The organism is Streptomyces sp. NPDC085944, assembly GCF_040686295.1.
GTDB classification, from domain to species: Bacteria; Actinomycetota; Actinomycetes; order Streptomycetales; family Streptomycetaceae; genus Streptomyces; species Streptomyces salinarius.
On the sequence record NZ_JBFBJX010000029.1, the window covers coordinates 37,627 to 61,469 of the forward strand.

A 23,843-nucleotide genomic window follows, 5' to 3' on the forward strand; every position below is an offset into this window, starting at 1 on the left:
CCCGACGCCCAGCACCGCGTCGTCCTCGACGTGCTGGAGAAGTCCCAGGTCCCGCCGGAGACGATCACCTACGTCGAGGCACACGGCGGCGCCACCACCCTGGGCGACCAGATCGAGATCGCCGCCCTCACCAAGGCGTTCCGCCGCTACACCCAGGAACAGGGCTTCTGCGCCATCGGCTCGCTCAAATCCAACGTCGGACACCTCGAAGGCGCGGCAGGCATCGCGGCGCTCACGAAAGTGCTGCTGTCCATGCGCCACCAGCGCCTTGTGCCGTCACTGCACACGGAAGACCTCAATCCGGAGATCCCCTTCTCCAGTACGCCGTTTCAGGTGTGCCAGAAGACGCAGGCATGGGGCCGGGTGACCGACCCGAGCACCGGCGCTCCCGCACCCCGCCGTGCCGCGATCAGCAGCTTCGGCTTCGGGGGCGCCAATGCCCACGTCCTGGTGGAGGAGCACCTGCCCGAGCCGGTCGCTGTACCGGCCGACGCCGCGGCCGGGCCGTGCGTGATCGACCGGTACGTCGTGCCGCTCTCCGGACGCGACGACAACCGGCTGCGTGACCAGGCCCGCAGGCTCCTGGACCATCTGCGCGCCAACCCCGGGCTCCGGGTCGAGGACATCTCGCTCACCCTGAGCACCGGACGCCGGGCCATGGAGTCGCGGCTGGCCGTCGCGGTGCGCGACACCGACGAACTCGCCCGTGGCATCGAGGACTTCCTGGACGGACGAGAGGGGACCGTGCCCCACTGGACCGGGCGCGCCAAGCACAGTCCCTCCCCGGAGAAGGCGGACGCGAACGCGGAGCTGACCACCGTGCTGCTCGCGGAACGCTGGGTGCGCGGTCACGACGTGCCCTGGCGGGACACGCTGCCCGCCCATGCGCGTCGGATCTCACTGCCCACGTACGCCTTCAAACGACAGCACTGCTGGGTGCCCGGCCTCGGCGGCGGCGCGGCCAGGGCACTTGCCCCGGCGCCGGTCGGCCGGTCCAGCGCCGAGGCGCCCGTGGACGCGGCGATCGCCCCCGTAGCCGTGTCCGGCACGACGACCGCCCTCAGCGACGCGGCGCCTTTCTCGGCAGCGGTGTCCCCCGAGGCGCCGGCCTCTGCTTCCCGCGCCGGGCGCGCCGCACCGATGCCGCCGCCTGCCGCCCTGCCACGCTTGGCGGACCGCACCCTGCTCTACCGCCCGGTGTGGACACCGGTCCCCGGTGGCGGCGAGCCGGTGACCGGCACCCTGCTCGTCTTCGACACGTCCGCCGAGCGCGTCGCCGCCCTGCGCTCCCGGGCCGGCCGCGTGGTGTGGGTGCGCCCGGGGCGTGAGTACACCCGTCTCTCACCGGACGACTACGAACTCACCCCGGACAGCGCCCGCGACCACAAGGCGCTCTTCGCCGCTCTGCGCGCGGACCGGGTCGTCCCCTCGGCCGTCCTGCACCTGTGGCAGCTCGACGGGCAGACCCCGGTGGTCGGGCCGCTCGACGGGCTCGACGCAGCGCTCGTCCCCGTCTTCCTCTTCTGCCAGGCGTGGACGGTCGGTCTCGACCGGACGCTGCCGGTGATCCACGCCTTCGACGGCGACCGAGGGCTGCCCGCGGGCGCGGCTGTCGGCGGCTTCGCCCGCAGCGTCCGTCTCGAACAGCCCAAACTCGCCGTCAAAGCCGTAGACCTGCGCGGCGAGCGCACCGCCGAGCAACTGTGCTCGTTGCTGCTGGCGGAGACGGCCGGCCTGGGCGACATAGAGGTGCGCCACTCGGGCAACGAGCGCACCGTCCTGTCCTTCGCCCGCTGCCCGCATCCGACGTTGGCGCACACACGCCTCGCGCGGGACGGCGGGGTCTATCTGCTCAGCGGTGGGTCCGGGGGGCTCGGCCTGCACACGGCCCGTCACATGGCCGCTCGCGCCAGGGTCTCGATCGTCCTGTTCGGCCGCTCCGAGCCGGGCCCCGCTCAGGAGACCGCACTGGCCGACATCCGACGCGCCGGCAGCGAGGCGGTCTATCTGCGAGCCGACGCGGCCGACCGGGCCGACATGGACCGGGTCGTGACCGAGGCGCGGACCCGCTTCGGACCGGTGACGGGTGTCCTGCACGCGGCGGGTGTGGTCGAGGACGCGCTGCTCATCACCAAGCCGCTCGACTCGATGCGCCGGGTGCTCGCGCCGAAGCTCCTGGGCACCCGCAACCTCGATCTGGCCACGCAGGGCGAGGAACTGGAGTACTTCGTACTCTTCTCCTCCGCCTCGGCCGTGCTCGGCAGCGTCGGCGCCGCCGACTACACCTCGGCCAACCGCTTCATGGACGCCTACGCCGAGTGGCGCGAGCAGCGGCGGGCCCACGGCGACGCACGTGGACGCTCCCTCTCCGTCAACTGGCCGATGTGGCGCGACGGTGGCATGCGCATCCACCCCGACGTCGAGCAGGACGTACTCGCACGGGCGGGCCTGGAGCCGATGAGCACGGCGGACGGGCTCGCCGCCTTCGAGGCGGCGCTGGCCGTGGACGGCTCCCAGCTGGTGGTGCTGCAGGGAGACCCGGTACGCCTGGAAGCCCGGATGACCTCGGTCGTCGAGACCGTCGGGGACGTACAGCCCGGTACGGTGCCCGCATCCGCGCCCGCCCGCGTCTGCCCGTCCGACGCGCCCACGAGCGAGGCGCCCGCGCCCGGTGGGCATGCCGGGGGCGGACCGGACGCCGACGCCCTCGTCCTGGACCTCATCGGCATCCTCGCGGAGGTCCTCAAGGTTCCCCGGGAAGAGCTGGACATCGAGGACGAACTCTCCGACTACGGCATGGACTCCATAGCCGCCACCCGCGCACTCGCCGGTCTGGAGGAGAAGTACGGCGTGCCGGTGCAGCCGTCACTGCTCCTGCGCTACCGGAGCATCCGGGCCCTCGCCCAGCACCTCGCCGACGAGGTGCTGGCGGACGCGACGGTGCCCGGCGCGCCGACTCCGGCGCCCGGCACAGCCGTCGATACCGCGACGGCCACCGGTTCCCCCGAACTCCGCACGCCTCCCGCCCGGCACACGGGCGGGAGGATAGCCGTCGTGGCGGCGGCGTGCCGCTTCCCCGGCGCGGCCGACGTCGAACAGTTCTGGGACAACCTCGTCCACGGCCGCGACTCCGTCGGCGCTGTGCCCGAGGGACGGTGGTCCGCCGACTGGCTCCGGCACGCGACGCCCGAGGTCGTGAACGCCGCGCGGTGGGGCGGGTTCATCGACGGGGTCGACCAGTTCGACGCCGCCTTCTTCGGCCTGGACGAGGAAGAGGCACGCTGGATGGATCCACACCAGCGCATCTGCCTGGAGGTCGCTCAGGAGCTCCTGGACCGCGCCGGGTACCGGCGTGGGGAGGTCGCGGGCAGCGCGACCGGCGTCTTCCTCGGTGTGGCGTCCACCGACTACACACGCCGCGGCTACCTCTCGGGACTGCCCGCCCCCGCACAGCTGTTGGCGGCGTCCCTGCCGAACATGGCGAGTGCCGTCATCTCGCACGCCTTCGACTACCGCGGGCCGAGCCTGACCGTCGACACCGCCTGCTCGTCCGCGCTCGTCGCACTGCACCGGGCCTGCCGGAGCCTGCTCGAGGGTGAGTGCGACACGGCGGTCGTTGGAGGCGCCGAGCTGCTGCTCGATCCCTTCGTCTACGTCGGTCTCGATCGCGCCGGGGCCCTGTCCAAGGACGGGCGGTCCCGGGTCTTCGACCGTGACGCCGCGGGGTTCGTGCCCGGTGAGGGCGTGGGCCTGGTGCTCCTCAAGGAGGAGTCGAAGGCGCTGCGCGACGGCGACACCGTACTCGCCACGATCGTCGGCTCCGCCGTGAACAACGACGGCCGCACGATCGGTCTCACCGCGCCCAGCCACGACGCCCAGGTCGACGTCATCCGCGCGGCACTCCGGTCGGGCGACGTCGACCCGGCGACCGTCGATTACCTGGAGGCACACGGCTCCGCCAGCGGGTTCGGCGACCCGGTCGAGATCGGAGCCGCCGCCGAGGCGTATCGGGGCGCGGGCGCGGAGCACCCGGTGGCAGTCGGATCGGTGAAGACCAACATCGGGGGGCTGCTGCACGCGGGCGGAGCCGCTTCCCTCATCAAAATCGTCCTCGGACTGCACCACGGTCACCTGCCGGAAACCCTGCACTGTGCCGAACCGCACCCGAGGATCCGCTTCGAGAGGACCCCCTTCCGGCCGGCCCTGACCGGTCGCGCCTGGCCGCGCAAGGACTCCGGGCCGCGTCGCGCGGGCGTCTCGTCCTTCGGCTTCGGCGGCACCAACTGCCACGTCGTCGTGGAGGAGGCGCCCGAGGGCCACCGGCCGACGCGTACGCCACTGCCCGTCACCGCATTCGAGCACCGGCGTTCCTGGCTGTGGCCGAGCGGGGCGGCGCCCGCGGCGGAGCCCGCACGGCGCCCTGTCGGCGCGGAGCGGGCCGCGGCGGCGGGCGGAGCCCTGCTCGCCGCGGTCACCGAGCGGGTCACCGCGGCCCTCGGCGCCCTGCTCTCCGGGCCCGCCGCGCAGGACCCGGTCGAGCTGCGCGGCCACAACTTCATGGAGCTCGGTCTCGACTCGGCCGCTCTCATCGGGCTGAACGCCGCTCTCGACGAGGAGTTCGCGGTGGCCGTGCCGCCCACCGCGCTGTTCCGGCACCCCAACGTGCCGGACCTCTCCGGCTACCTCGTGAGCGAGTACGGAGCCGAACTCGGCCACTGGCTCGAGGCACGGCAGCCCGACGGGGCGCATCTCAACGTCACCTCGGCACACCGGCACACCGGCCGCCGGGAGTCGGCCGGCGCCGCCGCACGGCGCCCCGCCACGGGGCCGAGCGGCGGCACAGAGAAGGAGGGCAGAGCCGTGGAGGACATCGCCGTCATCGGGATCGGCGGCCGGTTCCCGGGCGCGGAAGGGCCCGACGAGCTCTGGGCCCGCCTCGCCGCGGGCGACGACCTGGTCACCAAGGTGCCCGGGACCCGGTGGGACCACACTCGTCACTACGACCCCACGGGTGCCGTAGCAGGCACCACCGACTGCGCGCACGGTGCCTTCCTCGACGCGATCGACACCTTCGACGCGGACTTCTTCCGGGTTCTGCCCAGCGAGGCGGAGAGCATGGACCCGCAGCTGCGCCTGCTGCTCGAAGTGCTCTACGCCACCGCGGAGGACGCGGGCGTGGCAAGCACCCTGCGCGGATCCGACACCGGCATGTTCGTCGGCCAGTGCTTCCAGGACTACGACAACGAGATGATCGCGCGCGGCCGTACGGTCGGGGTACACGATCCGATCGGCTCCGCCATGTCGATGACGGCCAACCGCCCGTCGTTCGCCTTCGACCTCAGCGGCCCGAGCCTGACCGTGGACACCGCGTGCTCCTCCTCCCTGACCGCGCTCCACCTGGCCGTCGAGTCCCTGCGCCGGGGCGAGTGCGAGATGGCCTTCGCCGCCGGTACCAACCTCATCGCGAGCCCGCGCCACTACCTGAAACTCTCCGCCATCGGAGCGCTGTCACCCGGCGGCCGCTGCTTCAGCTTCGACTCCCGCGCCGACGGCTACGTACCCGGTGAGGCGGTCGCCGCCGTACTCCTCAAACCGCTGCGTCGGGCGCTTGCCGACGGTGATCCGGTGCACGCCGTCATCAAGTCCGTCGCCGTCAACCACGGCGGGCACGCCAGCTCCGCCACGGCGCCCAACCAGGCGCGCCAGGAGGAACTGCTGCGTCGTGCCTGGCGCGACGCGGGCATCGACCCCGCCACCCTCGGCTACCTGGAGGCGCACGGCACAGGCACCAAGCTCGGCGACCCGGTCGAGGTCGAGGCCGTCAAGGCCGCTCTGCGGGACCACGGAGCGGATGCCGCGAACATCGTGCTCGGCAGCGCCAAGGCACACCTGGGGCACACGGAAGGCGCCGCAGGACTGGTCGGCGTCATCAAGACGGTCCTGTCCATGCGCCACGGCCTGATCCCGGCCATGCCGTCCTTCAAAGAGCCCAACCCGTACTGCCGCCTGGACGAGGGCCCGCTGTACGTCAACACCGAGCCGGTGCCGTGGAACCCGCTGCCCGGTGTGCCGCGCCGAGCGGGCGTCAGTTCCTTCGGCTTCGGCGGCGCCTACGCCCATGTCGTCCTGGAGGAGCCGCCGGTGCGGCAGCCTGCGGGACAGGCCGAGGAGCCTCTGGTCTTCCCGTACTCCGCGCGGAACCCGCGGCGGCTTCGCGCGCTCGCGAAGCGGCACCTGGACTTCCTGAACGCGGCCTGCGGCCTGCCGGTGTCCTCCATCGCGGCCACCTTGCAGAACGGTCGCGAGGAGGCCGACGCGCGCTTCGCGGTGATTGCCGACAGCCGGAGCGGACTGGCCCGCGGCCTGGAGGCGTTTCTCGCGAGCGACGCGGCGACGTGCGCGGGAAGTGTCCACGACACGGTGGACGCGGCAGGCGTAGTGCGGAGCGGACGCCCGGCCGAACTCGCCCGCCGCTGGACACGGGGCGAGCCGGTCGACTGGCCGACCGGCCCGGAAGGCCGCCCCGCGCCCCGTGTCCCGCTGCCCACCTACCCGTTCGAACGGGAACGGTTCTGGCTGCGCGAGCCCCCCGCGCCGGCGAGGGCCACACGGCTGCGGAGTACGAGCCAGGCCACGGCCCCAGACGCCGCCACGGCCGAGCGCGGCACCACGGACAGCCCCGCCGCTCTCGATGCCCTCGTCGCGGGCAGCGGCTACCCGGGTGCCCGGATCCTCGACGCGCTCATCGAGTTCGGCACGCTGGGACGTCGGCTCGCCGCCTCCGTCCTGCGTGGGCACACCGGCGGTGCCAGGCTCGGGGCGCACGAGCGGCTCGCCGACCGCATGGCCGTCGTGCCCGGGCACGAGCGCTTCACCGAGTTCCTGGAGAGCGCGCTGCGCGACTGCGATCCGCCGGCCGACAGCGAAGCGGCCGAACAGGACAGACTGCGCGAGCGATTGGAACAATTGGCGCGTACGAACCAGGAGATCGACCCGCACATCGACCTGCTCCTCACCTGGACGCCGCAACTGCCCGAGGTACTGGCGGGCGAGGTGAGCGCGGTCGCCCTGTTCTTCCCCGGCGGTGACGAAGGCATCCCGCGCATCTACGGCAACACCGGTATCGCCGACTACTTCAACGACCTCATCGCCCACGCCGTCGCCGGCCATCTGCGTGACCAGTACGCACGCCGCCCCGGCGACCCCCTGCGGGTCCTGGAGATCGGCGCCGGGTCCGGTGCCACCACGGAACGCGTGCTGCGCCTCCTCGACGGGCTCGGCCTGCCCGAGGGCGCCGTCACGTACTGGTTCACCGACATCTCGCCCGCCTTCTTCCCGGCTGCCCGCGAACGCCTCAGCGGGTGGCGGACACCGGTGCGCTACGAAGCATTCGACCTGGAGCAGGACCCCGGACGGCAGGGCTTCGACCACGCCTCCTTCGATGTCGTCGTCGCGACCAACGTCGTCCACGCCACCCGGGTGATCGCGGATTCGACCGCGCGTATCCACGCGCTCCTGGCACCGGGCGGCATCCTCGCCCTGAACGAACTGACCCGAGCGCTCGACTACTTGACGCTGATGTTCGGCATGGCCCCGGGCTGGCAGGCCGCCCAGGACTGGCGGCTGCCCGGCTCCCCGCTGCTCGACGCGGCCCACTGGCGAGCGGCGCTGGCGGAAGCCGGATTCGACCCGGTGTGGGTGTTCGGCTCCACCGAGGTCGAAGAGGCCGAAGCGGACCAGTCGGTACTCGTGGCACGGGCGGTGGCACCGGTGGCGGGGGCGAGACCGGCGGTGGCGCCGGCTGCCGCGTCCCGCCCGGTTCCGGCCGAACCCACGGTCTTTGCAGCCCCGACGGCTGCCGAGGTGACCGCTCCGGACCGGCTGAAGCACCGACTGCGGCGGCAGATCGCGAACTTCCTGCGCATCGACCCCCAGACGATCGACGACGAGTCCCCCTTCGTGCGCTACGGTCTGGACTCGCTCGCCTCGATTCAGTTGGTCCGGACCCTCGAGGGCACGTACGGCGCGCTGCCCAAGGTCCTGCTGTACGAGTGCAGGACGCTTACGGAACTCGCCGCGTACCTGCTGGAGAACGCGCCGGAGGCGTGCAACACGGCACCGGCCTCGGCCGCTTCGCCCGCAGCGGCCGCTGAGTCCGGACGGGCCGCCCCGGCGGGTGAGAACTCGCCCGGCCCCGGGACCGCACCCGTGTCCGAGCCCGTCGCCACGGACGATCCGGTCGCGGTCGTCGGCATGGCCGGGATCTTCCCGGGCTCCCCGGACTACCACGCCCTGTGGCGGCGTCTGCGGGAAGGCGCCGACTTGGTCGGCGAGATCCCGACGGAGCGCTTCGACTGGCGGCCCGTGTACGGCGATCCCCGGCGCGAACCAGGCAAGACGAATTCCCGCTGGGGCGCCTTCATCGAGGGCGTCGACGAGTTCGACGCCGACTTCTTCTCCATCTCACCGCTGGAGGCCGGGCTCATGGACCCACAGCAGCGGCTGCTGCTGACCTGCGCCTGGCACGCCGTCGAGGACTCCGGGCACCGACCGGGAGAGCTGAAGGGGACCCACACGGGTGTCTTCGTCGGAGCCACGTCCCATGACTACGACGGGCATCTGATCCGGATCGGCCGGGACCGCGAGTCCCACGCCAGCCTCGGCGTGGGCCACTGCATCCTGTCCAACCGCATCTCGCACCAACTGGGCCTGTACGGTCCGAGCGAGACGGTGGACACCGCGTGCTCCAGCTCGCTCACCGCGCTGCACCGGGCGGTCCGCGCCATCAGCGACGGCGAGTGCGGTGCCGCGATCGTCGGCGGTGTCCATCTCAACCTGGGCCCCCGTCTCTTCGTGGCCCTCGGCCAGCTCGGCGTCCTCTCGCCCGACGGGGTGTGCCGTCCCTTCGACGAGAAGGCCGACGGCATGGTGCGCGGCGAGGGCGTCGGCGCCCTCTACCTCAAGCCGCTGTCCCGGGCCCTGGCCGACGGCGACACCGTACACGGCCTGATCCGCGGCAGCGGAGTGGGGCACAGCGGACACGTCCCGTCGATGACCGTGCCCAATCCGGCAGCCCAGGCCGAGCTCATCGCGTCGGTCTACCGGCGGGCCGGTGTCGACCCGCGCACCGTGACCTACATCGAGGCGCACGGCACGGCGACCAACGTCGGGGACCCCATCGAGGTCCGCGGACTGCGCAAGGCGTTCGCCGACCTCATGGGCGAACCGGAGAACGCGGCGGCGGAACCCTGGTGCGGGCTCGGCAGCGTGAAGTCCAACGTCGGCCACCTGGAGGCCGCCGCCGGTCTGATCGGCACGGTCAAGACACTCCTCGCCATGCGCCACGGCGAACTGCCCGCAAGTCTCCACTTCGACACCGCGAACCCGCTGCTGGAACTGGAGGACAGCCCCTTCACCGTGGTCGCCGAACACCGGCCGTGGCCCCGGCTCACCGGTGCCGACGGTCGCGAGATCCCGCGCAGGGCCGGCGTCACCTCGCTGGGCTTCGGCGGTACCAACGCGCATGTGCTGCTGGAGGAGCACATCGCTGGGGACCGGCCCTCGCCGCCGGCCGACGGCGCTCCCCTGCTGTTCGTGCTCTCGGCGCGCTCCGAGGAGGCCCTGCGCGCCGCAGCGGGACGCCTCGCCGACCACCTGGCGGCGCGGCACGCCGACGGCGAACCCGAACTTCCGCTGGGCCACGTGGCGTTCACCCTGCGGGTGGGCCGGGACCCGATGCCCTGGCGGCTCGCGCTCCTGGCCGGTGACACCACCGAACTCCTGGAGCGGCTGGGCGCGTGCCGGGACGGCTCCTTTGACGGTCCGGGGATCCATCTGGGCAAGGCGGCGGAACCATTCGTGTCCACAGCACCGCCCACCGCGGGGCCCGACGAGCTGGCCCGGCACTGGATCAGGGGCGGCGAGTTGCCCGCCACGTCCGCGACCGCTCCGGCCGCCGGGCCACGCCGCGTCCCGCTTCCGGGCTATCCCTTCACACCCACCCGGCACTGGGCGGACACACCGCACAGCAGGTCCGGCGTGGCGGACACGGCAGTGGGTGCCGACGCCGGGCGGGACATCGGTCGGGGCGCCGACGAGGAATGGCTCCACCTGCTCAACGACCTGCGCGACGGCGCCAGGTCTCTCGAAGAGGTCGATGACATGCTCGTTCTTGGGGATGAGGGCAACCGATGACGACCAGCCCACACACGGCCAAGCGGGAGATCCTGGCACGCGTGCGCCGAGGGGAACTGGACCCGCGCGAAGCGGCCGCACTACTGCGTCGCGCAGCCGGCGAAGCGCGAAACTCCGGCCCCGGCGCCGCAGGCCCGCACACCACCGTCTGGTACGACGCCGTCTGGACGGCGGCGCCGCTCGCGCAGGGGGGCAGGCCCGAGCCCGGTGCGTCCCTGCTCGTACTGCGCCCCGACGCGGCCGAAGGACCGGACGAGTCCGGTCGGCACGTGGTTCCGACGGGCACCTCCGTCGACTGGTCCCGTGTCTGGAGGGCTCTGAACCGCACACGGTCCGCCGGTGTCCGGGTCGTCCTGGACGCGCGGGAAGCTCCCGGAGCCGCTGTGCTCGACGCGGCGTTCGCCTTGTTGAAGGCCGTCGTCGAGGACCGTTCCCAGGAGTCGGTCGCCCTCGCCGTGCTGACCGAGGGCAGCACGCACTCCGGGACGGCTGATGCCGTGGGAGCCCTGTGCCGAACGGCGGCACAGGAGGACCGGCGCGTCCGGGCCGTCTGCGTGCACGTCACGGATACCGCCTCCGGCGACGCCCAGGCGCTGGCCCGGGCCGAGCTCTCCGCGGCCGTACCCGGATCCGCCCAGGTCCGCCACGACCGCGCCGGGCGTGCCGTACGGACGCTCATCCCGCTCCCGGCCGCCGACCGGGCCGGTGCGCGGCCCTGGCGTGCGCGTGGCATCTACCTCATCACCGGCGGTGCGGGCGGCATCGGTGCCCACCTGGCCGAAGGCCTGGCCGAGAAGTACCAGGCCCGCCTGGTACTTCTCGGCCGCTCCGCGCCCACGCGCGCCGTCCACCAGCTCCTGGCCCGCGTGGGCGAGAGAGGAGGGAAGGCGGTCTACGTCCAGGCCGATGTCAACGACAGCGACGACATGGCTCGGGCCGTGGCCCGGGCACGCGACGAGTTCGGCCCACTGACGGGGGTCCTGCACGCGGCGGGGGTCAATGAGGACTCGTATCTGGTGAACAAGGACCTGCGAGAGGTCCACCGCGTCCTGGCTCCGAAGCTGACCGGTACCGACGTGCTCGACGAGGTCACCGCGGCCGAGCCCCTTGAGCTGTTCGTGCTGCTGTCATCCGTTGCCGCGTACATCGGCGGCCCGGGACAGAGCGACTACGCGGCGGCGAACCGGGCCCTGGGCGCTCTCGCGGCCGTCCGATCCGAGGCGGTGGCCAGGGGCACCCGAAGCGGGGCCACCGTCTCCGTCGCGCTGCCGCTGATCGCCGGAGGCGGGATGGACCTCGACGAGCGCGACAAGCGGGCCGTCCGGGACCTGCACGGCATGGCCGCTCTCCCGGTGGGGTCACTCCTGGACGTCCTCGGCACGGCGGTCGCCTCGGGCCGGCCCGAGGTATTCGTGATGCACGGCGACATGGAGCGCATCCGCGAATCCGTGGAACAGCGCCTGGCCCTCACGCCGCCGACGGAGACGAAGGCCCTCCCGCCCCACGACACGCAGCCCGGCGAAGGGCCGGGGGGTGTGGCCGGCCAGGACATCGGAGCCGTCGTGCAGGAGTATCTGCTCGCCCTGGTCAGCGACGTGATCCGGCTCCCCGCCGGGAAACTCCGTCCGGACCAGGAGCTGTCCACGGTCGGCGTGGACTCCGTCCTCATCAAGAAGATCACGGTTCGCCTCGAAGACCGCCTCGGGCCGTTGCCCGCCACCCTCATGTTCGAGTACCGCACGGTCGCCGAACTGAGCCGCTACCTGGCGACGGAGCACACAGAGGCGCTGCGGCCGCTCCTCACGGCCCCGGCGGTGCCTCGGCAGCCCAGGCACAGGGAGGAGCCGGACCAGCGAGCGACCTCGGTCCCGGGGCACACGGCCGGTGACACCCCCGGCCGTCTCGACGAGCCGATCGCCGTCATCGGCGTCGCCGGACGGTACCCGGGGGGCCGGGACCTCGACGAGTACTGGCAGACGCTGCGAGGCGGCAGGGACACCATCACCGAAGTACCGGCCGGCCGCTGGGACCACTCGCGCTACTACGCGCCCGGTGAGCGCACCGGTGGCAGGACGTACGGCAAGTGGGGCGGGTTCATCGAGGACGCCGACCGATTCGACGCGCTGTTCTTCAACATGTCACCCCGTGACGCCGAGCGCGCCGACCCCACCGAGCGGGTCTTCCTCGAAGTGGCCTGGTCGGCTGTGGAGAACGCGGGCTACTCGCGGCGCCTGCTGCACGAGCGGACCCGGCGCGGCGACGAACACGCCCTGGGAGTGTTCGTCGGCGTCACCGCCACCTCCTACAAGCTCATCGGCGCCGAGGAGTGGGGCAAGAACAACCCCGTCACCGCGCTCTCGATGGACTTCTCCGTCGCCAACCGGCTGTCCTACCTGCTGGACGCACACGGCCCCAGCCTCGTCGTGGACACCGCCTGCTCCTCCTCGCTGACCGCGCTCCACCTGGCCGTCGAGTCCCTGCGCCGCGGCGAGTGCGCGATGGCGATCACCGGAGGCGCCCACATCCAGACCCACCCCATCAAGTACGGCGTACTCGCGGACATGCGGCTGCTGTCCACCGACGGACGCTGCCGCGCCTTCGGGGCGGGCGGTGACGGCTTCGTGCCCAGCGAGGGCGCGGGCGCGCTCGTCCTCAAGCCCCTGTCGGCGGCCCTGGCCGACGGGGACCACGTGCACGGCGTCATCCGCGCGACCCACGTCAACCACGGCGGCCGCACCAACGGCTACACCGTGCCCTCGCCGCGAGCCCACGCCAACGTCGTCTCGACCGCCCTGGACCGTGCCGGGGTCGGAGCCGACACCATCGGCTACGTCGAGGCGCACGGCACCGGCACCGCGCTCGGCGACCCCATCGAGGTCGAGGGGCTGCGCCGCGCCTTCGCCCGGCACACCGACCGCACCGGGTACTGCGCGATCGGCTCCGCCAAGTCCAACATCGGCCACGCCGAGTCGGCGGCGGGCGTCGCCGGAGTCACCAAGGTGCTGCTCCAGTTCGCCCACGGCGAGCTGGTGCCGTCGCTGCACGCCACCGAGATCAACCCGAAGATCGACTTCGCACGCTCACCGTTCGTGCTCCGGCGTGAACTCGGGCCGTGGCAGCGGATCGACCCGGACACACCGCGCCGTGCGGCCGTCAGCTCCTTCGGCGCGGGCGGTTCCAACGGCCATGTGATCCTCGAGGAACCGCCCCAGACCCCGTCGGCCGGGCCGGCGGCGGAAAACGGCACGGAGCAGTTGATCGTGCTGTCCGCGAAGACCGACGAGCGGCTGCGCCAAGTCGCCCGAAGACTGCGCGACCATCTCGGCGCCCGCCCCGGCACGCTGCTCGCCGACGTGGCCCACACCCTGGCCACCGGCCGTGAGGAACTGGAGTGCAGGCTCGCCGTCACGGCCCACACCGTGCCCGAACTCCGCGACCGCCTGGCTGCGTTCGTCGACACGGGCGGCGCCGACGACCTGTGCACCGGGCACGCGGACCTGACGGCCTCCGAATCGGTGAGCCACGAGCGGATACGTGAACTGTGCGATGCCCGCGACTGGCGCGCACTCGCCGTCCTGTGGAGCGAAGGCGCCGTCGTCGACTGGACCGGGGCCTTCCCGGGAGCCAGACGCCTCCCACTGCCCACCTACCCGTTCGCCGGTGACCGCCACTGGGTCGCCACGACTCCGCCCCTCGGCGCCGAGAGCGCTGCACCGCACGCAGACGGGCCGCTCGGTCGTGTCGTGCCCTCCCTCGACCAACTCGTGTACGAAACCGGGTTCACCCCCGACACCCCGGTCGTCGCCGACCACGTGGTCATCGGCCGGCCCCTGCTCGCCGGGGTGGTCCAGCTGCAGATGGCCGTCGCCGCCGCCGAAGGGCTCGACCGCGGCCGAGTCCGGGAAATCACCGACGTGCGCTGGCGCACACCGGTGGAGATCACCGGGACCGGCACCACGGTCCGCGTGGCCCTCACCGCCGGAGACAGTGGACTCGACTACACGATCGGCACCGGAGCCGGCGCCGCCGCCCACTCCACCGGCACCGCACACCTCACCACCGACCCGGCCGTCCCCCCGGCCGCTCTCGACCTGAACGCACTGCGCGCCCGCTGCGCGCACCACCACGACGGCGGCGACTTCTACAAGACCGCCGAACGCGGCGGCCTCGCCTACGGCCCCCTCTTCCGGCGCCTGTCCCGCGTACGCTCGGCGGCCGACGGGCAAGAGGCCGTGGGCGAGCTGACCCCGCCACCCGCGACGAGCGCTCCCGACTGGGCCGTCGACGCCGGCGCCCTGGACGGCGCCCTGCACGCCCTGCACGGTGTGCTCCCTCCCGCGAGTTCCGGCGAACAGCCGATGCTGCCCGCGTCCGTGGCACGCGTGGAGCTGCACGGACGCATCGGCGCTGCCCGCCACGTCCAGGTGCGGCTGCGCGAACACGCTCCCGACCGTGGCACCGCTCGCGCCGACGTGACGCTCGCTGACGCGAACGGCGTACCCGTGGCGTCCTTCCACGACCTGCGCGTCGCACGCCCCGCGTCCGGTGCGGGCGCGCAGGAGGTGCGCCACCTGCGCACGGCGTGGCAGGTCCTGGACGCACCCGCCGCAGCGGCCCGGCACAGCGGAGACACCTTGATCCTCTCCACCCGCCGGGACTTCGGGCTCGGTCAGGCGCTGACCACGAGGTACGACGGAGCGCGGCTGCTGCGCCTGGACGTACCCGAGGCGGAGCGGCGTATGGCGGAGGCCATCCGTGACCTGCCCGCCAACAGCGTGATCCACTTCCTCGGCGGCGTCGACGACCGGCTCTACAGCGCGCACGACCTCGCCCACCTCGACACCGCGCTGGACCAGGGCTGCCTGGCACTCTTCCGTCTCGCCAAACTGCTCGCCGACAAGCGCCCCGCCGGGCTGCGCCTCTGCGTCGTCACCAGCGACAGCCAACAGGTCGACGAAGGGGTGGCCGCCCGCAACCCCTACGCCGCCGCCCTCATCGGCCTCGCCAAGTCCCTGGCCCGCGAGCTGCCCTTCGCCGCGGTCAGCTGCCTCGACCTGGACCGCGCCGCCCTGGCCCGGGGCGGCGCGGAACTGCCGCGTCTGGCGGCCGCCGTACACGCGGAACCTCCCGCCTTCCCGGTCCGGGAAGTCGCCCTGCGCGGCACCGTCCGCCTGGGCAAGACGCTGCGCACCTACACCCCGGCCGAACCCGGCGAGGACCGACTGCCGTTCACCCGTGGTGGCACCTACCTCCTGGTCGGCGGCGCCGGTGGTCTGGGACGTGCCGTCGCCCGCCACCTTGCCCGTCAGTACGCGCCACGCCTCGTGCTGGTCGGACGCCGCCCGCTCGACGAACTTCCCGAAACACTCCTGCCCGAACTGTGCGCCTCGGGCGGCGAAGCGGTCTACGAGCAGACCGACATCACGGACCGGGCTGCCACCGACGCGCTGATCGCCCGGGTCCGCGAGCGCTTCGGTCCGGTCAACGGCGCGGTCCACGCGGCCTTCACACTCGCCGACGGTCTCCTGGCCGGCATGGACGAGGCGACGTTCCGCAGGGCCCTGCACGCCAAGACGCACGGCACCGTCGTCCTGGCCGACGCGCTCGCGGGCGAACCGCTCGACTTCCTCGCCCTGTTCTCGTCCGCCGTCTCCCACCGCGCCAACGCGGGACAGGCCAACTACAGCGCCGCCTCCACCTTCCAGGACGCCTACGCGCGGTATCTGTCCACCCGGACCCGCCTGCCCGTCAAGCTCTTCAACTGGGGCTTGTGGGGAGACAGCGGCTCCGTCGCCACCGAGGACTACCGGCGCCGCGTGGCACGCCTCGGCGTGGCCGGGCTCACCGACGACGAAGGCATCCTGGCCTTCCGCCGCGTCATGGGCGCCCCACTCGTCCAGGCCACCGTCGTCAAGACCACCGTCGGCCAGGAACTCGAAGGCGTCACGGACACCGAGCCGGACATCCTGGACCTGCCCGGCGACGGCAGGGCCGTCCGGGCGGCCGCCGACGGGGCCGCAGAGACGCGGGACGCGTCGTCCGTTCCACCCGGCTACCTCGGCCGGCTCGACGATCTCGCACGCCGTGAAGTCCTCGCGGCCCTGCGCGGCATGGGCCTCCCCGGGAGGGTTGCCGACGCCCGTACCCCGGACGAGCTCGCCGCCGGTCTGGGCGTCGTTCCCCAGCAGCGGCGGCTTCTCGACGCGCTGCTCGACATGGTGCGCGGCGCGGGTCTCGCGCACGAGGCCGACGGCCGCCTGGCCTTCCCCGTCGACCCCTACGAAGGGACGGACCCCGCGAGGACACGCGCCCGGCTGATCGACGACCACCCCTTCTGCGCCGCGACCGTCGAACTGATCACCGACTGCGCGGCGGCTCTGCCCGACGTGCTGACCGGGCGCCGCAAGGGGCTCGAGGTGCTGTTCCCCGGCGGCTCGCAGGACCGGCTCGCTCCCCTGTACCACGGTGACCCGCGCGCCCAGCACTTCAACGCCATGTGCACGGCCGCCGTCGTCCGGCGCGTGCACGACCTGCGGCGCGACGACCCCGGCCGGGAGATCACGATCCTGGAGATCGGCGCGGGCACCGGCGGCACCACGCACCCTCTCCTGACTGCGCTCAAGGAGTGCGACGGCCCGCCCCCCGGCTACGTGTGCACCGACATCTCTCCCACCCTCGTACGCCAGGCCGCCGAACGCTTCGGCTCCGACCACCCCGAGGCGGACTTCCGGACGCTGGACATCGCGGCGGACCCGGCCTCCCAGGGCTTTACGGACCGGCGGTACGACGTCGTGGTCGCCGCCAACGTCCTGCATGCCACCGGCGACCTGCGCGCCACGCTGCACAACGTCGCGGGCCTGATGCACCCCGGCGCCCTGCTCGCCGTCAACGAGTCGACCGCCGTCCTGGACGCGGTCACCCTCGTCTTCGGTCTCACCGAGGGCTGGTGGCTGTACGGCGACGGCCATCTGCGCCTTCCCCACTCGCCGCTGCTCGGGGCCGAGGACTGGGGCGCCGTGCTGGCCGCGGCGGGCCTGCGGGACGTGACGGCCCTCGCGGCCACCGAGGGGGACGACGCGTCCGCCGACCAGAGCCTCCTGCTCGCCGAACGCGGCAACGTGCGCGCCCACGGCGTCGGGCCGGCCCCCGGCATGGACACCGCAGCCGAGCCGGGCACACGTCCCGAGCCTGTTTTGGCGGCTGCGGACGCGGGCGGGCAGACCTCCGGGGGCGTGGACGGCAGGTCATGGCTGGTCGGGCGCCTGCGTGCGTTCTTCGCCGCGAGCCTCAAACTGGCCGAGACCGAACTCGACGACTCCGCACCGCTGCTGACGTACGGCGTGGACTCGCTCGTCGTCATGGACGTGACGGACTGCCTGGAACGCGACCTCGGGTGGCGGCCCTCCTTCGGCGAGGCCCTCGACGGGAAGACGATGGCCGAGGTGGCGGACCTGCTACTGCGCATGGGCGTACCGCTGCCCGAAGAGGCGAAGGGCGGGACCGGCGTGCCCGGTCCCGCGGAGGGACCGACGGCTCCCGCACGCGTGCCTGTCGACGCCCCTGTTGTCACGCCCGGGACACCGACGGCCGGCGGGTCCGGCCCGTCCCGCACGTCGTCCGACGTCCCGATCGCCGTCATCGGCGCCGCCGGCCGCTATCCGGGCGCCGATGACCTGACGGCCTTCTGGGACAACCTGAGCGCCGGGCGGTGCGCCGTCGGAGAGGTCCCTGTCGACCGTTGGCCCGCGACAGAGCAGGACGACCGTCTGGGGGAGAGGCGTGGCGCCTTCCTCCAGGACGTCGACCGCTTCGACTCGCTGCTGTTCCGCATCTCGCCCCGCGAGGCCGAAGCCATGGACCCCCAGGAGAGGCTGCTCCTCGAAACGGCATGGACCGCGCTGGAGGACGCGGGAGTGACCTGTGCCCGACTGGAACGCGATGCCGTACGCGTCACCGGGGCCGGCGTCGGCGTCTTCGCGGGCGCCATGCACACTCCCTACCGGTCCTTGGTGGCCGACCGCTGGGGACGCGGACAACGGCCGCGCGGCGGCTCCGGCGGGTGGGCGCTGGCCAACCGCGTCTCGCACTGCTTCGGCTTCTCCGGCCCCAGCATCGCCGTGGACAGCGCCTGCTCGTCCTCGCTCACCGCGCTCCACCTGGCCTGCGAGTCACTCCGCAGGGACGAGTGCGGCGCCGCGGTGGTGGGCGGCGTCAACCTCATCCTCCACCCGAGCCACCACGCGGACCTCGCCGCCGCCAGGATGCTGTCCGCGCAGGGCCGCGCCCGCGCCTTCGACCTGGAGGGCGACGGAATGGTCACCGGTGAGGGCGTCGGCGCGGTCGTCCTCAAGCCGCTGCCGGAGGCTCTGCGCGCGGGCGACCGCGTCCACGCCGTGATCACCGGCTCGGCGGTCAACCACAACGCCGGCGACTCCACCTACACCACGCCCGACGCGGACGCGCAGGCCGCACTCCTGCTGGCGGTGCTGCGGCGTGCCGGTGTCGGACCCGAAGACGTCCAGTATGTCGAGGCCGCGGCGACGGGTTCCCCGCTCGGTGATCCCGTCGAGGCGGAGGCGCTGCGGCGCGTCTTCGCCGGGCGCCCGGCCGCAGACGGCCCCGTTCGTGTCGGCTCCCTCAAGCCCAACGTCGGTCACCTCGAAGCGGCCTCGGGCATGGCGCAGCTCGCCAAGGTGCTGCTTCAGCTCAAGGCGGGACAGATCGCTCCCACCATCGGCGTCACCACATCGCTGCCCGCGTTCTCCGAGGACGGCTCCCCGCTGGAACTGGTGACCACACCGACGCCCTGGCCGGGCGGCGACGACGACCGCGCGGGGCGATGCGCCGTCGTCAGCTCTTTCGGCGCGGGCGGCGCGAACGCCCAGCTGGTCGTGGCCGTCCCGCCCGAGCAGCCGGAGCAGACGGCCGTCGAAGGGCCGCAGTTGGTCCCGCTCAGCGCCCGCAGACCGCAAGAGCTGCGTCAACTCGCCGGCCGCCTGGGGGACTTCCTGCGAGGCCCCGGGAGCGATGCGGCGCTCGCCGACGTCGCCCACACCCTGAGGGTGGGGCGGGCGCCGCTGCGCGAGCGTGCCGCATTCGTCGTCCACGACCTGACCGGCCTCGTCGCCCGTCTCGACGAGCTGGCCGACGGCGCCCCGCTGCCGGAGCCCGACCTGGGGACTCTGCCGCGCCCCTGGGCAAAGGCGGCCGCACGGTGGGTCGCGGGCGGCGACGTGGACTGGCGCGAGCACGGCAGCACGGGCCGGGTGACCTCCCTGCCGGGGTACCCCTTCGCCCGCGAACGGCACTGGCTCCCCGAACCGGCCGCGGCCGGTGTCCAGGAGACGACCCCGGTCACCGTCTCCGGGGCTCCCACCGCTGCGTCCGGGTCCGCACCGCAGGACCGTGAGGCGGTCCACGAGGCCGTGGTCTCCGCCATCGGCGCGGTCCTCGGCCTGCCCGCCGAAGAGGTCGGTTCCGACGATCACCTCAGCGACTTCGGCTTCGACTCCATCACCCTGACCGAGCTGGCCGCCGTGCTCAGCGACGAGCTCGCCATCGGGATCCTGCCGCCGGAGCTGTACGCGCACACCGACGTCGCCTCACTCGTGGCCGCTCTGGCCGCACGTCGGCCCGTGCCCGCAGAAGCCGCCGTCACTGCGCGGGTGAAAGGCCCGTGTGCGGCCGCCGAGGAGCCCGTCGCCGTCGTCGGTATGGCGGGCCGCTTCCCCGGCTCCCCGGACCTCGACGCGTACTGGGAAAACCTGGTGGCGGGCCGGGATCTGGTGGCGGAGATCCCGGGTGAACGTTTCGACTGGCGGGAAATCTACGGGGACCCGCGCCAGGACCCGGAACGGGTACCGTCCCGCTGGGGCGGATTCCTCGACGACATCGACCGGTTCGACCCGGAGTTCTTCCGGATCTCGCCGCGCGAGGCACGCACCATGGACCCGCAGCACCGGCTGTTCCTGGAGACGGTCTGGCAGGCCGTGGAGGACGCGGGCCACGATCCGGGCTCGCTCGAGGGCAGCAGGACCGGCGTCTTCGTGGGCGTCGGATCCTCCGAGTACGCGCAGCTGCTGATCAGCCGTGGCGTCGAAGTCGACGGCCAGGCCGCGACCGGCAACGCGCACAGCGTCCTCGCCAACCGAGTCTCTTTCCTCCTCGGCCTGCACGGACCCAGCGAGCCGGTGGACACCGCCTGCTCCAGCTCGCTCACCGCCGTGCACCGCGCCGTCCAGGCGATCCGCGCCGGAGAGTGCGACGCCGCTCTGGCCGGCGGGGTCAATGTGATCCTCTCCCCGACCGGATTCCTGGCCTTCGGCAAGTCCGGCATGCTGTCGCCCGACGGCCGCTGCAAGACCTTCGACCATCGGGCGGACGGGTACGTACGGGGTGAAGGCGTCGCCGCGGTGCTGCTCAAGCCGCTCAGCCGGGCCCTGGCCGACGGCGACCACGTCCACGCCCTCATCCGGGGCACGGCCGTCAATCACGGCGGCCGGGCCAACTCGCTGACCGCCCCCAACCCGCAAGCGCAGACCGAGGTCATCGTGCGGGCCCATCGCGCGGCCGGAGTGAGCGCCGACACCATCACCTACGTGGAGGCGCATGGTACCGGCACCGCCCTGGGGGATCCGATCGAGGTGAACGGCCTGGTCGACGCCTTCCGCGAACTCGGTGGCGGAACCCGCACCGGCTATTGCGCGCTCGGCAGCGTCAAGACCAACGTCGGACACCTGGAGACAGCGGCGGGCGTGGCGAGTCTCGTCAAGGTGGTGAAGGCACTGCAACACCGCCGACTGCCGCCCTCGCTGCACCTCGAGCGGGTCAACCCGCTGATCGACCTGGCCGGCACCCCCTTCCGCCTCCTCGACGAGACCACTCGGTGGCAGCGCCTCCCCGACGGCCGCGGCGGCGATGTGCCGCTCCGCGCGGGCATCAGCTCGTTCGGCTTCGGGGGTGTCAACGCCCATGTGGTGGTCGAGGAGTACGAGCCCGAGGACCCCTCCCGCGACGAAGAGGAAGCGGACCAGCACCTGTTCGTGCTGAGCGCCCGCTCCGACGAACGGCTGCGTCGATACGCGGCCGTGCTGGCCGACGATCTGGAGCGCCGCGCCCACCGGCCCGCCGACGTGGCCCACACCCTGCGCGTGGGGCGGCCCGCCCTGGACGAGCGTCTCGCCGTCGTCGCGCGCACGCTGCCCGAGCTGGTGGAGAGGCTGCGTGCCTACGCCGACGGTTCCGGCACGCGCGAACCCGAAGGCCTGGACCCGCTGCGTCAACTGGCGGTCCGGTGGGTGCGGCGCAAGCAGACCGACTGGGCCGGACTGGAGGCGCCGCCGGGACGGCGCGTGCCGTTGCCGACGTACCCGTTCGCGCCGGACCGCTACTGGCTGCCCGAGCCCGGATCACCCGCACCCACGGAGCCCGCGCCCGCTCCTGCCCCTGCGGCCCAGCGGCAGAGCACCGACACAGGCAAGGAGACCGCACAGATGGAACAGCTGGAGCAACGGGACCGGCAGGAGCGATCCGCCGTGAAGACTTCGGAACTGACGCGCCAGGTACGCGAGGTGGTGGCCCTGGGAGTGGGTCTGACACCGGAGGAGATCGACCCGTCGAAGGATTTCGCCGCTTACGGCATCGACTCGATCGTCGCCCTGCGGATCATGCAGCGTCTGCAGGGCATGTACGGTGACGGGATCCCGATGGCGGCGATCTTCGAGTACCCGTCCCTCGACCGGCTGGTGGAACACATCGCCCAGCACGTCCCCGGTCTCGCGACAGCTGCCGCGACGCCCGCGGTGCCTGCCGCGGCTCCTGCGTCCGCCGGGCAGGCGCCGGTGCCCGAGCCGGCCCCGGGCACCGTGCCGGCTGTCAGCGCCGCACCGTCGGAAGAACACCGGTGGACGCAGCCGCAGCACTCGGCCCCACTCCTGGCCCGGATCGTCCCCTTCGTCCCGGATGCTCAGGGAACCCCCGTCTACTGTCTTCCCGGGGACACCGGCGAGCTGAGCTGGCTGACCCATCTCCAGACGGCTCTGGCCGACGACGGACCGGTCCTCGGCGTCGAGCCCCCCGGTTTCAGGACAGGGCAGGCGCCGCTCACCTCGATCGCGGACCTCGCGGAAGCCACGACGGACGCCATCGTCGCCGACCGACCCCAGGGTCCCTACCGAGTGGCCGGGCAGGGCCCCGGGGGCGTACTCGCGCTCGAAGTCACCCGACGGCTGCTCGGCCTGGGACACCAGGTGGACGAACTCCTCCTCGTCGGAGCTCCGGAGCCCGGTGTCCGCACCTCCCGCGGACTGGGTGCGCTCACCGGCGCATTCGGCACCGTCTGGGGCGCGTACCGCAGGCTCGACGGGGACGCGCCGGGCGACGGCACCACCGAAGCCGACTTCACCGACGCCGCGCAGGTGCTCATCGCCCACGCCCACCCGCCGATGCCCGAGTCCGCGCTGGCGGCCTGGCTGCGCGAGGCGCACGCCCACCGCGCCGCCCTGACGGACGCCGTAGCGGCGCACGTCCCACGTCCCCTGTCCGGACCTGCCGCCGTCACGGTCGTCCGCGCCCTCGTCCAGGGAGAGCCGGCCACCGGCGACTGGCAGCGCTGGCTGACACGGACCGCACGCACCGTCGACCTGCCGTGCCGGCCGGACTACCTGACCTCTGCGGGTGCGGCCGTCGACCTGCGCAGGCTGCACCGGGCGCAGTCCGGACAGCCGCAGCCGGTAAAGCGGTACATCACCAGCGTCAACCAGGCGGGCGACAAGCAGCGCGCGTACTGGATGCACCACATGTACGGCGACGTCAGCTACAGCCTCTACCTGTCCCGGTTCCTCGGTCCCGACTACCCCGTGATGGGCGTCGAGCAGGTCGACGTGGACCACAACCTGCACCGCTTCGAGACCTTCCAGGAGATGTGCGGGCAGTACGCGGCGGCGATCCGGGCCGACCACCCGGGCGGCCCCATCACCCTGGCCGGCTCCTCCTTCGGTGGCGTGGTCGCCTACGAAGTGGCGCGCCAGCTCCTGCATCAGGGCGAACGGATCCACTCGCTCGTCGTCGCCGACGGCATCATGCCCACGACCCCCGCCTGGGCAGGCGTGGACTGGTCGTCGCTCACGGACGAGGAGTCCGAGAGCCTGCCGCTGATGATGCTCGGCAACTCCTACTGCCACCGCTGGAACATCACCGAGCTGATCGGCCTGGAGACGCTGTTCGGCAGGAAGGAGGACGAACAGCTGAGGCTGATCGCCCGCCACGTCGTGGACAAAGCCGCCGCGAAGCTGTCGTACGACCAGATCCTGATGCTGCTGCGCCGCACCAACGAAGCCTTCAACCAGAACGTCCGGCTGCTCACGGAGTACGTGCCGCAACCCCTGCCGGAACCCGTCGACGTCACCTTCTTCCACGCGACCCAGGGCTTCGTCGGCGAGGACAACCCCGCGCGGCTGCCCGCGATGCGTCGCCTCGGTGACGACCGCACCAACGGCTTCGGCCGGTTCGTCGGCAAGCCCGTCCGCGTACACGACGTCGACGCCGATCACTTCACCATCGTCCACGACCAGGGGCTGCGGACCATGGCCCGGTTGATGACACCGGCGCTCGGCGGCCCCGAAGCCCCCGAACCCGGCGACCTGATCTAG

General features: G+C 72.8%; 2 protein-coding genes (1 of these 2 running past the window's edge). Both read left to right on the top strand.

The window, feature by feature from the left end:
• Window positions 1–10,194, top strand: partial view of an SDR family NAD(P)-dependent oxidoreductase gene (locus AB0P07_RS34690; RefSeq protein ID WP_365557910.1) — the 3' portion only. The gene continues 2,217 nt to the left of window position 1, outside the view; the window shows 10,194 of its 12,411 coding nt (coding positions 2,218–12,411); its start codon lies beyond the left edge, outside the window; its stop codon occupies window positions 10,192–10,194.
• Window positions 10,191–23,843 (top strand): SDR family NAD(P)-dependent oxidoreductase, encoded by a 13,653-nt coding sequence (locus AB0P07_RS34695; protein WP_365557912.1) that lies wholly within the window; start codon window positions 10,191–10,193, stop codon window positions 23,841–23,843. Before AB0P07_RS34690 ends, AB0P07_RS34695 begins: the two co-directional genes overlap by 4 nt.

Excerpts from the sequence above, each read along its gene's own strand:
- AB0P07_RS34695 (WP_365557912.1), top strand. The coding sequence starts at position 10,191 with ATGACGACCAGCCCACACACGGCCAAGCGGGAGATCCTGGCACGCGTG.